General features: G+C 44.8%; 9 protein-coding genes. 3 read left to right on the plus strand and 6 right to left on the minus strand.

Features of this window, described 5'->3' with window-relative positions:
* Positions 1-27 precede the first annotated feature (27 nt).
* Positions 28-777 (plus strand): phosphate ABC transporter ATP-binding protein PstB, encoded by a 750-nt coding sequence (gene pstB / locus IJ23_RS15495; protein ID WP_005375156.1) that lies wholly within the window; start codon positions 28-30, stop codon positions 775-777.
* A 327-nt stretch (positions 778-1,104) separates the two neighbouring features.
* Positions 1,105-3,228, plus strand: a complete 2,124-nt coding sequence (locus IJ23_RS15500) for a sensor domain-containing diguanylate cyclase (protein ID WP_025768552.1) — start codon at positions 1,105-1,107, stop codon at positions 3,226-3,228.
* 129 nt (positions 3,229-3,357) lie between these two features.
* Here IJ23_RS15500 and IJ23_RS15505 read toward each other — a convergent pair whose 3' ends face one another.
* Genes IJ23_RS15505 through IJ23_RS15530 form a run of 6 tightly spaced genes read right to left on the minus strand, consistent with a single transcriptional unit; the run spans position 3,358 to position 10,070 of the window.
* Complete coding sequence (locus IJ23_RS15505) at positions 3,358-5,004, minus strand: BatD family protein (RefSeq protein ID WP_050550099.1); 1,647 nt, start codon at positions 5,002-5,004, stop codon at positions 3,358-3,360.
* Positions 5,005-5,008: 4 nt separating this feature from the next.
* Positions 5,009-6,670, minus strand: coding sequence for a VWA domain-containing protein (locus IJ23_RS15510; RefSeq protein ID WP_033906735.1), 1,662 nt, complete (start codon positions 6,668-6,670; stop codon positions 5,009-5,011).
* Complete coding sequence (locus tag IJ23_RS15515) at positions 6,663-7,667, minus strand: vWA domain-containing protein (protein WP_050550100.1); 1,005 nt, start codon at positions 7,665-7,667, stop codon at positions 6,663-6,665. The genes IJ23_RS15510 and IJ23_RS15515 overlap by 8 nt, the downstream gene beginning before the upstream one ends.
* Entirely contained in the window at positions 7,660-8,136 is a 477-nt protein-coding gene (locus IJ23_RS15520) for a DUF4381 domain-containing protein (RefSeq protein ID WP_033906736.1), read from the minus strand. The genes IJ23_RS15515 and IJ23_RS15520 overlap by 8 nt, the downstream gene beginning before the upstream one ends.
* 37 nt (positions 8,137-8,173) lie before the next feature.
* Positions 8,174-9,100: a DUF58 domain-containing protein gene (locus IJ23_RS15525; RefSeq protein WP_033906737.1), complete on the minus strand. Its 927-nt coding sequence runs from the start codon at positions 9,098-9,100 to the stop codon at positions 8,174-8,176.
* A 13-nt stretch (positions 9,101-9,113) separates the two neighbouring features.
* Entirely contained in the window at positions 9,114-10,070 is a 957-nt protein-coding gene (locus tag IJ23_RS15530) for an AAA family ATPase (protein WP_033906738.1), read from the minus strand.
* A gap of 310 nt (positions 10,071-10,380) precedes the next feature.
* Between IJ23_RS15530 and IJ23_RS15535 the strand changes: the two genes are divergently transcribed.
* Positions 10,381-12,297: a methyl-accepting chemotaxis protein gene (locus IJ23_RS15535; protein ID WP_025768546.1), complete on the plus strand. Its 1,917-nt coding sequence runs from the start codon at positions 10,381-10,383 to the stop codon at positions 12,295-12,297.
* Positions 12,298-12,334 lie beyond the last annotated feature (37 nt).

Below are 12,334 nucleotides of genomic sequence, written 5' to 3' on the forward strand. Positions count from 1 at the left end.
GAATTCAAGAATTAAGAGATTAAGACAATGAACAAATTTGATATTGAAAACCTAGACCTATTCTACGGTGACAACCAAGCACTGAAATCGATCAACTTACCAATTCCAGTTCGCCAAGTAACTGCACTTATCGGCCCGTCAGGTTGCGGAAAATCAACGCTTCTACGCTGTTTGAACCGAATGAATGATCTAATCGAAGGCGTGAAAATTACAGGTAAATTGGCGATGGACGGCGAAGATATTTACGGCAACATTGATGTTGCTGACCTTCGCATCAAAGTCGGCATGGTATTCCAAAAGCCAAACCCATTCCCGATGAGCATTTACGAGAACGTGGCTTACGGCTTACGTGCTCAAGGTATCAAAGACAAAAAGACAATTGATGAAGTGGTAGAGCGTTCGCTGCGCGGTGCTGCACTTTGGGATGAGGTGAAAGATCGCCTTAAATCACACGCATTCGGTCTTTCTGGTGGTCAGCAGCAACGTTTATGTATTGCACGTACAATCGCGATGGAGCCGGATGTGATTCTGATGGATGAGCCAACGTCGGCACTTGACCCAATTGCGACACACAAAATCGAAGAACTGATGGAAGAGCTAAAGAAGAACTACACCATCGTTATCGTGACTCACTCAATGCAACAGGCGCGTCGTATCTCTGACCGCACTGCGTTTTTCCTAATGGGTGAACTGGTTGAGCACAACGATACGCAAGTGATCTTTAGCAACCCTCAAGACGACCGTACTCAAGGCTACGTAAATGGTGATTTCGGTTAATCCACCGTATTTACAAGCATAACTAAATAACTATAAGCGATGGTAACTTTGCCCCTCTTGATGAGGGGCCTTTTTCTTTTTAAGTCGTAGGCTTAAAACATCTACCAACACAAAAATCTTGTAAATGAGTACAACTTTCCTCCCCAGTTTATAAAGCATGTAACTTATGTGAAACATGGCTTTAAAAGTGCTGAAGAGCTCTCGAATGTAACACTAAGTCTGATAATTTTGCGAATGACTTAACAGCTCAAATTTGAACGTATTGATTGCATATCATGGCCTAAGTAGTTTTTTATCGAGGATAAAAAAGTAGATTAGGTTGGTAGGGTGAGTTTAAGAAGTTTTACAAGAAAAGTGTCTTCAACGAGGGATCATCGGTTGCTAGCGGAGGCAATCTTTGATCATTTAGAGAGTCTGTTCTCCCCTCAAGCCCTCGCTATTTTTGAAGATCCTTCAATTAACCCTCGTCATTCGATGAGCTTCTCTCGCGGAGAGCTTTACCCAACCCAAAACTATCCTGAGACATTCTGGGAGTGGGCAAGTCAGTTTGATACCTCTGAAAGCATCATACCTCTGGCGATCAACACTTGTAACTGGAATCACACCCGAGATTTAGGCGGTGATAGTTACATCATGATGCTCGACAACACGCCTATCAAACGTACCTACCTACTGATTCAATCTGTACATGCTCGCACGGCACATAATATCTATGAAGAAAGTTACGACGCAATGCAACTCGCAGCGGCGCGTTGGCAATGTATTCGTGCTGAAAAAAATGCCTCGAAAGAGATCAGGCACAGAGATATTCGTGAAGCGCAATATGTTGATGAGATTAGCCAACGCGAGCGCTTTATCGAAAATATGAAGTTAGTTCAGCAAGTTGCACTCGAAATCTCTAATCCTGATTCTTTAAAGGACTTGTACTACAAAGCCGTCGAAGCGTTACGTGAACGACTTGGGTTTGATCGCTCTACACTGATGCTTCTCGATATGAAAAAGCGCAGCTTCAGTGGTACATACGGCACGGATGAGTCAGGAATTACGATTGATGAATTTCACACACAATACGATTTACACCAACTTAGCGAGGAGTATATCACCGCGTTATCTAGCCTTGAGAGCAACTTAGTGATTGTAGAAGACGCGCCAATATACACAGCAGGCAAGGTCATCGGGCAGGGCTGGAATGCGATGTTGATTTTACGCGATGGCAATGAACCGTTTGGGTGGTTCGCGCTAGATAACTTTATTCATCGTAAGCCGATAACGGCATATCAAAAACAGATGTTGGACTCGTTTGGTTCACTCTTCTCTCAAATTTACATTCGTAAGCGCCAAGAACAAAACGTACGCATGTTGCATTCAAGCATGGTTGAGTTATCACGTTGCACTACTGTCAGTGGAGTATGCAAATCGGCCGTCACTTTCGCCATTAAAAATCTTGGTATTGATCGAATGGCGGTGTTTTTAACTGATGAAAATTGCTCTTACATGCAAGGAACGTGGGGTACCGATATTCAAGGTAATGTGGTGGATGAATCTTACTTCTTTGGCGAAACCCAAGATTTCTCTCTTATAAATCTGGCTCGCTCAATGCCAAACGAAGTCGCATTTGAAGAATCAGTGCCTATTTATCATGACTGTAATATTGTTGGCTTTGGTTGGGCTGCGATGACGGTATTGACTTCAAATAGCAGTGGTCCTATCGCCTTTATCGCTGTTGATAATTTGCTGACACGTGCGCCGTTAACTTCTCAGTTACGTGAAGTGATTCGTATGTTCGCGTCCAGCTTAGCTGAAGTATTGCAACGTACTCAAGCTCAAGAGGCGATTCGCGAATTAAACGAAAACTTAGAGCTGGAGGTTCAGAACCGAACAAAAGAGTTGGAGGAAGCCAATCGACAGCTTGAGGTACTTTCTAAGCTCGATCCTTTGACGCGTCTTGGTAATCGCCGCATGTTAGAACATGTGATGCAAAAATATTGTGCCCTAGAGTGTGAAGACGACATGTCGTTTGGCCTGATCCTGATTGATATTGACCATTTTGGCTTATTCAATAATCACTATGGTCATCTCGAAGGCGATATCGCATTGATGCGAATTGGCTATATCTTGGATCATCATACCAAAGGTGAAGATGAAGTTTTTTGCCGTATCGGAGGTGAGGAGTTTGCATTGCTCATGATTGGTTCTGAGCAAGAGGAGGTTCGACTGAGAGCAGAGTGCATTCGTCAGTGCATCGAGGGCGAGGGGATAAAGCATCGACATAACCCAGAAGGGGAGTTACTCACCGTTTCAGTCGGTTACTCCTGTTATAAAGCGAAAGGCAAAGACTTTAATTTCGACCATTTATATCAGTTGTCGGATAAGGCACTCTATCAAGCGAAGAATCATGGGCGAAATTGTGTAAGGCGATACGAATACGAGCCCCAAGTGTTTGTTGAGTGAGTGATGTTCATAAGAGCAACTTGATAGGGAAGGGGGCGGCGGTTGGTGCTCTAGATAAAACCGCTAAAGCAAATTTGGCCGGATAAGAGAATGGGCAGCTCATGAGAGCTGCCATTGTTATCTAGTTATTTATAGCTTTTCGAGCTGGTGGTCGGTTTTTGTTACGTTTGCTTTGCCAAGGTTTTGAATTTTCGCTAGCAGCGAATCAGGGTTCCAAGGTTGTTGGTTAGCACTAAAATACGCTTGATTCATGGCATTAAGCTCTTGCTTAATTGCTTGTACGTCGCCAGGGTTTAGCCTGTCTTGATGAGTGGTTAAATACTCATTTACAGAGCGTTCAATTTTCGCAGCATCGCCCTCTTCGATGACTTTTTTTAGCGCGTCGATGCAAAGTGGTTGTTCAGTATTTGAAACCGTTCCACTCGCTGTTATTGACCGCTTTTTCCATGCCCAAATAGCGATTCCCAATGTCATTATCCAAAGCCCTAAGAAAACAAAGGTTAATGTTCGCCAGAGACTGTTTACATCGCCGCTTGATTCAGGACTAGGGGCTGACACTAAAGGCGCTGAAAGAGGCGATTCCGGCAACGTGATTAGCCCAGTGTCATTTTTCTCTACGTCTAATGTTAGCTCTGGTAACGTTGTTTTCTTCGCTTCATCATTTTGACTGTCCCACCAGTTCAAGTCGTATCCTGGTAAGGTATATTTCCCGGCCTCTGTAGGAATAATGACTTGCTTCACCGTCATGGTAACGGTGCCATCTCTCGCGCTATCGAACTTAGGTTGTTCGGGATACACGCGCAGTGAACTCGGGTAACTAATATTGACTCGTGGCAGATATTCGGCTTGTGTACCGCGAGCCTTAACTTGAATGGTTCGAGTGAGTGAAGAGCCTTGTTTTACTGTGTTGATCGCGTTAGTCGACAGTAGATTACCTTGATCGTCTTGCCAGCTCTGTGTCATTTCTAACGCTGAAGCAGGAAGCCATTCACCTTTAAATTCGCTCGGAATCGGTTTGACCGTGATTGGCATGCGTTCCGCTTTGGTGTTGATAGGCATTATTTTGGTTGAGCCCGTCAAGCTGTCGCCATAAATATAAGAACCGGTCAGTTTAGGACCTATCAAGGTATAAGTGCCTGGTTGATTGGCCGTTAAGCGAAACGACTGCTCTATGATCGCTACTTCTAACCCATTTAAGATCTTCTGTCTTTGTTGTAAGCCACCCAGTGCCTCAAGCTTCATGCCTTTAATCTGCGGAGGTACTATTTGCGGGTTATCTAGGCGTCGAGTGTCCGCTTTAATTAGAAGTTGTATACGTAATGTTGCAGATTGCTGAGGGTAGAGCGTACTGTTGTCGACCGTAATATTGAAGCTAAATAGATCATCAAGATTGGGGTCTGTTTGGCTCGCGTTGACACGCAGTTTGATCGGCTCCGTTCTCATACCATCAGCGGAAAAACTTGGAATAGTCAGAACACCTTCTTTCATTGGTGCAATTGAGATACTCCACTCGGTACGCACTGATTTTCTTCCGTTAATGTTATTGCTAGAGCGGCCATAACGAGGTTGACCCAAGAAGAAGTCTTTCTCTAGAACACTGAAGTCGATTGAGTCTGAGCTGAGCTCAGTATCTGAAATGATTCTGAGGTTAATCACTTCATTCTTGGCTACTTGTGTTTTATTCACACTAGCTTGAAGTGTCTGTGCCATCACCGAGAAACTGGATATTAGGCTGGCCACAAAAATAAAGACCAGTTTTACGCCTTTGTTCATCACAGGCTTACCACTCCTTTTGAGATTGTTGTGGAGGTTGTTTTTGTTGCGCTTGAAGTTGCATTTGCGCACGGATCAAAAAGCTTGGGTCGCGAGCACTTTCTACTGCTTCTAGTCGACGGAACTCAGGATCATCCTGATGCATTTTTTCGGGATGCGCTTTAGCCTGTATTGGTTCACCTTGATCCTTCACTTGCTTGTCATCTCGTTGCGGTTGATGTTGTTCCGTTTTTTGTTTTTCTTTTTTATTTTCAGAATCTTGCTGATTTTGTGACTGTTGTCCTTGCGCTTCTTTCCCTTCGTTTTGAGACTTTTGTTGCTGTTGCTGTTGCTGTTTTAGCTTTTCTTCTACAACCGATAGGTTTTTCTTCGCGGCTTCAAAGTTAGGCTTTTCCTCTAGCAGTTTTTTATACAAATCAGCCGCATCTTCTAATTGACCATTTTGAGCGAGCGAGTTGGCGAGGTTATAGCGGCCGTTAAGGGAGGCATCATGAGAAAATGCTTCGATAGCGGCTTCGTAGTCACCTTTTTGATAACTGGCGGCTCCTTTCCAGCTTGGGTTTGTAAATAGGTTTTGCGCCTGTTCATACTCACCTTGCTTGTAGAGTTCCGCTCCTTGTTGGTCGGCATTTAAGAACGGATTAGCTTCTGCATGCGGTGTCCACGTTACTGGGACTACAGTCGCAACTAACACCCAAATCAGGCCGCGTCGAAACAGTAAAGCCGCAGGAATAAGTAACAACGGCAGTAACCAAAAGCCACTGTTGAGACGAGAATCAGTTTTAACTTCTTCGCTTTGGGTCGCAGAAAGCTGGCTACCAATGTTATTAGTAAAGGCCGCGATATTTTCAACATCACGGTTGGTGTGCTGAATAGGAACAAATAGACCGCCAGTTTTATTCGCTAGCGTCTGTAGATTTTTCAGGTTTGTTTTCGCTACGACGGTTGTGCCTTGTGCAGTTTTTAGCAGAGAGCCATCGGGCAGCGCGATAGGCGCACCGTTAGGAGTCCCGACGGCAAGAACAGAAATGCGAAACTTTGTACCTTGGACTAAATCTAACGCGCGAGACAGCTCTGACGTATCAAGATCATCCGCTAACACGATGATATCGCCTTGTTGCGTGCCAGCTTGAGAAAACTGGTTGATCGCAAGTTCAATCGCGGCAGGCAGGTTTGCTCCTTGAAAAGGCATCAGCTCTGGTGACAAATTTTCGATAATGCCCGCAAGCGTGCTGGAATCAGTTGTCAGTGGACTTAAGTTATAGGCATCGCCAGCGTAAGCAATAAGTCCAGTGGCTCCCTCTTTCCATTTAGGCAGCAAATCGAGCGCCTTATAACGTGTTTGTGCTAACCGATTGGGTTTGATGTCTGTAGCAAACATAGAGCGAGACATATCAAGCACCAAGATTCGGTTTTGGTTTAACTCAAAGCTTGGTCGAGCATTGGACTGCCAGCTTGGCCCCGCTAATGAAATGCAAGTTATTGCCCAAGCTAAACCCCATAGAGTGAAGTAATGCTTAGACTGCGTGTTTTGTCCGAGCATCCGCGATAGGTGAGGGGCAATCAGTGTGGACTTTTGGGCTCTAAATTTGTGATTAAGCAAGAGTGCTATAGGGATCACGATGAGCCCCAAAAGCCAATAAGGATTGAGGAAAATAAACTCAGCCATGTTTTCTCCTTAATAGGAATAACAATACCGATAATACAAATGCAGCGCTTAATGGATATGGAAACCATTCAGACTGTGGGCGCCAAGTTTGTGTGTCGCTAGATACGGGTTCTAGCTGGTTGATGGTGTCATAAATCTTTTCGAGCTCTTCCGTATCTCGCGCTCGAAAATATTGTCCACCTGTCACCTCTGCCACTTTAGTCAGTGTTTGTTCATCTAAGTCGGCTGCGGTGTTGACTTTGCGAGTCATGAAAAACTCTTTCACCATCATTTCACCAGCGCCCACGCCCACGGTGTAAATAGTGGCGTTGTATTTTTTCGCAATTTCCGCTGCTTCTAGCGGCTCGAGCACCCCTGCAGTATTGCTGCCGTCACTGAGCAAAATCATGACTCGTTGGGGAGCATCACTGTCTACAAAGGTTTTTGTGCCTAACCCAATACCATCACCAATGGCGGTTCGTTGACCAACCAAGCCGATGACGGTTTGATTAATCTGTTGCATGACGCTTTTGCGGTCTGCAGTGAGTGGTGTTTGCAAATAAGCATGGTCGCCAAACAAAACAACTCCGAGACGGTCACCTTTTCTCTTTGCTACGAAATCAGACAGAACTTTTTTGACTGCTGTGAGGCGATCGATATATTCGCCGTTGAGTTCCATGTCTTCCTGCTGCATCGAACCGGACAGATCGACGACTAACATCAAGTCCCGATACTTGGGTTGGAATTCAACGGGATCGCCAAACCAAACTGGACGCGCACAAGCGACGACAAGAAGGCCCCAGATCGCGATTGAAAGTGCTTTTTGCAGCGCTTGCTTAGGCTTGCTGCGATTCTCATTAGTTGGTAAGTACGCCAATTTGATCTCGGCTTGTTGAGATTCTTGTGGCAGAAACTTGTATACCAGCCAGGGGATGGGCAACAAAAACAGTGCCCACCACCAGACAAATTCAATGTTTAGCCATTGGGCAAGATCGGTTATGAGTGTTTGCTCAGTCACGGTTATTTGCCTTTTTCTTTGGTGGCAAAGCGTAGGTTATCCAAAAGACACAATCGTCTACCAAGCTTTGATGCTGCCCTTGGGAAGAATTCTGATACAACGCTTCTTGCCACTGATGTTGTTTGTCTACGAATCGACTTTCTTTGGTATGGCTATCGAGAAATTCATACCAAGTGATTCCAGTTAATGGTGCGATCTCTTCACGCGGAAAGTAACTCAATGCTGCCTGGCGCAATATTTCCAGAGCAGAGGAAGGGGTATGAGGCGCGGTAGGTTGAGTTAAAAGTGTTAATGCTGTCTTTTTTGCGCGTAAGTGTTTTTTACGCCATCTCACATAAAGACAAATGCCGAAAACGAACAGCAAGGTTGCTGCAAGCACCACCCACCATCCCCAAGCGAGCGGAAACCAATCCGGTGCGTTTGGCAAAATCAAAGGTTCAAGGTCTAGGCTTTGGTTGTTTGTTGTCATTATTATTACTGCTTAATAAATACTGCTTGTCAGTTTGTTAGCTTAATTGTGAAATTAAGGGCCGGCCACTTGATAGCGTGTTAAATGGAATTGCTATTGAATGGCATTGCTGCTTAATGGTTTCTTGATGTTGGGTAAAGTGGTTTTCGAGTTCTCTTCGTTGTCCTTTAGAGCCAAAGTTAAACCATTGACTATGCAGCCCATCCGAAGCTTTCACTTGACCTCTAAAGTCTGTTTCGCCTCTTTCTAACGGATCATAAAACTGAACAGCCCTTACGCTATTGTGTTGTTTGAGTCGACGTAGTTGTGCCAGTTCCGTTGGTGTTACGTGGGCAAAATCACTGAGCATAATCAATTCGCTGCCTTTTGGGGTGAGCGTATGAAGTGTCTCCAATACTTGTGCATACGGCAGTGTACGAGTGTCGTTGCTTGCAGTACGAGTTACTTGCGCATTATGTATGTCGACTATGGCGTTAAGAATCCGCAGCCCTTGTCTTTGTAAAGAAGAGGGGCGAAATTCAAGACATTGATGTCCGTCATCAATCACTGCGCCGATGCGATCTTTTTTAGCTAGAGTTAGCCAAATTAGAACACTGGCAAAGTGGGCCAATTGAACGGATTTGAGTACATACTTAGATCCAAAATGTAGACTAGAACTTAGATCAAGATAAAGAATGACCGCTTGCTCTTTATCTTCTGCAAACAACTTCGTATGTGCTTTACCGGTCCTAGCGGTGACTCGCCAATCAATGCTGCGAATATCGTCGCCAGGTTGATATTGGCGCACCTCCATAAAATCCATACCTCGCCCTTTTTGGCGACTGGTATGGTTACCACTCATCTGCGACCAGAGACTCTGTGCTGGTGGTAACCAACGTACAGATTGAGTGCGATATTGGAGCAGCTCTTCAAGGGTTAATGTCACCCCATTCGCATGAGGTGGTAATGAATGTGTAGCGGACATATCACTCACCTGTTTATGCACTGCCAACAAGGTTTAGCAGTTTATCGATGACCTGGTTTGCCGTAATGCCTTCCGCTTGAGCGTGGTAACTCAACAATAAACGGTGGCGCAGTACCGGATAAGCCATGGTTTGAACATCTTCCGGAGAGACAAAATCACGACCAGCAAGCCAAGCGTGCGCACGTGCACAGCGATCAAGAGCGATGGTGGCACGCGGACTCACACCCATTGACAACCACTTGTCCAACTCAGTGTCATATTCGTTGGCTTGACGTGTCGCCATAACTAAACGGACGATGTACTGCTCTATCGTTTCCGCCATATGAATATCCAACACTTCTTTACGTGCGGTGAATACATCTTGTTGGCTTAACATTGGGCGTTCAACCTTTGCTTCGCCTTTTGCTTCTCCGCGGTTAATACGCAAGATAGATAGCTCATGCTCCGCATCTGGGTATTCCACTTCTAAATGCAATAAAAAGCGGTCTAGCTGCGCTTCAGGAAGGGGGTAGGTCCCTTCTTGCTCTATCGGGTTTTGAGTTGCCATAACCAAAAACAACTCTGGCAGCGGGTAGGTATGACGACCTGCTGTGACTTGTTTCTCTGCCATTGCTTCAAGCATTGCCGCTTGTACTTTGGCTGGTGCACGGTTTATCTCATCCGCAAGAATAAGCGAGTTGAAGATAGGACCTGATTGGAAAGTGAATTCTCCGGTTTCGGGACGGAAGATATCGGTGCCGGTTAAATCGGCTGGCAGCAAATCAGGGGTGAACTGAATGCGGTGGAAGTCGCCTTCAACACAGTCTGAGAGTGATTTTACTGCACGGGTTTTTGCTAACCCAGGAGGGCCTTCAACTAAAATATGCCCATCCGCAAGAAGCGCAACAAGCAGTTGCTTTACCAGATCTTGCTGTCCGATGATCTGCGACTCTAAGTATTGCTGAAGAGTTTCGAAGTTAGATTTATGCATGCTTTGGACTCTCGGTATCCATGTGATTTTCGTGTTGAGTATTGGTCATTTTCCATGTGAAAAAAGTTCCAATGCTCTATTGCAATTTATCTTTTCAATATTGGGACGCTACAGAGAATTGCAAGTACGTGCTATCTCTGAAAGTGCTTATTTGACAGTGTGTTACATTTATTTTTCATAATATAATGAGAAATGCCTCTAGTTTTGTACATATGAGCCGATAAAGATTCCGTGGTGTGCGTGTCATGAGATATGCACCTGATTCCCCTTGTGGGGCCAATAACAAGTGATTCTTTTAAAAGGTCCGAATATGTTGAAACTTCATTCCTTGAGCATCAAACAGAAGGTTGTACTTGGCATTACGTTTGCTGTTCTAGCATCAACAATCATTGTTGGTGTTATGGCTCAGCGTCATGCGAGAGATGTATTGAGCCATCGTCTTATTGACATCGAGCTACCTGCGATGTTGCAGCAAATCAATACCGAAATTGACCGCGAAGTTGTCGAAATGCAACAAGCGGCAAAACAGCTGGCTACAAACGAATTTATTGTTGAAGCCCTATCTAATACAGACCGTGATCCGTCAGTAGAAGTTCAGTTGGTGCAGCAGCTCAATAATGTTAAATCACAGTATGGTCTTAATGATGCGTCGGTAGCGAATCGTCAAACGGCATATTACTGGAACCAAAACGGATTCTTACGTCAACTTAACCGAACGCAAGATGCTTGGTTCTTTGGATTTACGTCGTCTGGTCAAGAAACGTCCGTGAGTGTGTTCCAAGAGGCAAATGGCGAAGTGAAAATGTTTGCCAATTTCCAAGATCTTAATGGTACATCAATGTCAGGTCTCTCTAAATCTATGGGAGACATGGTTACTTTGCTCAACGGGTTTAAAATTGAAGATACGGGTTACGTGTTCCTCACTAATGAACAAGGCCAGATTCAAATACACCGTCAACAAGGTAAGAACCAAACTTCTATCACTAAACTATTTGGTAGTGACGCAAGTGCGCTGTTGAACAAAAATAGCTTCAACCTAATTAATGTGGAGTTTGAAGGGCAGGATACTTTTGTTTCTAGTTTGTATGTTCCTTCAATGAACTGGTTTGTTATTGGCGTGGTTCCCGTTGATGAAGTATTCGCAGACCTGAATGCGACAGCTAAAAAAATGCTGTTTACGACCATCATTGTTGCCGTTGTATTCATCCTCATGGGCGTATGGTTAGCAAACAGCATTACGAAACCAATCCGACTGATTGCCGATCGTTTTACCGACCTTGGGCAAGGTGAAGGCGATTTGGCGCAGCGTATTGAAATTAAGGGTAATGATGAAATTGCTCAGCTTTCAAAAGGCTTTAATGGATTTATTGAGAAGATTCATGCCACGATGAAAGAGGTTGCTTTAACCAGTGGCTCATTAAGTCAAGCGGCAGAAAGTGTGTCAACGAAAGCAACATCCACACACGACAACAGCCAAGAGCAGCGTGATCAAACCATTCAAGTAGTTGCAGCTATCAACCAAATGGGTGCGACCATCAGTGAAATTGCATCGAACGCTGCTACCGCTGCTGATACGGCAAATCAGGCTTCAGATAACACTCAAACTGGTCGAGAAGTTGTGATGAAAGCAAAAGAGGTGATCAGCCGCCTAGCCGATGATGTTGAAACAACCAATATTGTTGTGACGCAGTTGGCATCGACAACCAAAGATATTGGCTCGATTCTGGGTGTAATTCGTGACATATCTGAGCAAACGAATTTACTTGCGCTAAACGCTGCAATTGAGGCTGCTCGTGCTGGTGAGCAGGGACGTGGTTTTGCGGTTGTTGCTGATGAGGTAAGAAACCTAGCTTCACGCACGGCCGATTCTACAGAAGAGATTCAGCGCATGATCAATCAGCTTCAAAGTGACGCACAAGACGCGGTAAGTGCTATGGAAGCGGGCAAAGCGGTCACCATAGAAGGGGTTACTTCTACCGATGAAGCAGTCGAGGTATTAATCAGTATTTCTGAACGAATCACCGACATCTCTGATCGTAATACACAGGTTGCAACGGCGACGGAAGAGCAATCCACGGTGGTGCATACCATTAATCAAAATATCGAAGAAATCAACGCGATAAATGAAATGACAACCGCGACAGCAGAAGAGTTGGCGGATGCAAGTCGCGATCTTCAAGCGCTCTCTTCTCGTTTGGACAAGATGGTTGGTAGCTTCAAGTTATAGAGTTGGATAGAATAGGCGAAGTTTAAAAGTTCAATCA

This window comes from Vibrio sp. OY15 (genome assembly GCF_000742455.1).
GTDB lineage: Bacteria > Pseudomonadota > Gammaproteobacteria > Enterobacterales > Vibrionaceae > Vibrio > Vibrio alginolyticus.